Here is a 607-nt window from a genome sequence, read left to right as displayed (position 1 = left end):
GCGACCACGTGGGCGGTGGCGCCGGCGAGCTGGCCATCATGATGTTCGGCTAAAACCAGGATGCTCATGAAATCGGCTCCCTTCAAAGCACTTTGGCTTCGTTCTTGAGTTTGTCCACGAGCTCGTCGACGGAGCCCACCTTGATGCCGCCCTTGCGCTCGGCCGGCGACTCGACCTTGAGTAGCGTCAGCTTGCTCGCCACCTCGACGCCGAGGTCGGCCGGCGACTTGACGTCGAGTGGCTTCTTCTTGGCCTTCATGATGTCGGGCAGCTTGGCGTAGCGCGGCTCGTTGAGGCGCAGGTCGGTGGTGACGATGGCCGGCAGGGTCAGCTCGACGGTCTGCAGGCCGCCGTCGATCTCGCGGGTCACCTGCACCTTGTCTCCGTCGACCACGACCTCCGAGGCGAAGGTGCCCTGGGGCAGGCCGGCCAGGGCGGCGAGCATCTGGCCGGTCTGGTTGTTGTCGGTGTCGATGGCCTGCTTGCCGAGGATCACCAGCCCCGGCTGCTCCTCTTCCACCACCTTGGCCAGCAGCTTGGCCGCGGCCAGCGACTCGACGCGCTCCTCGGTCTCGACATGAATCGCCCGGTCGGCGCCCAGCGCCAG

Annotated in this window: 1 protein-coding gene; it reads right to left on the bottom strand. The window is 66.6% G+C overall.

The window, feature by feature from the left end:
• Positions 1-82: 82 nt before the first annotated feature.
• On the bottom strand, positions 83-607 hold a 525-nt coding region (locus ACUY1T_RS22000; RefSeq protein WP_446025699.1), incomplete at its 5' end, for an electron transfer flavoprotein subunit beta/FixA family protein.

The organism is Billgrantia sp. Q4P2 (assembly GCF_052806135.1).
Note: the sequence above shows the minus strand (reverse complement) of the source record. Positions and strands in the feature narration are given on the sequence as shown.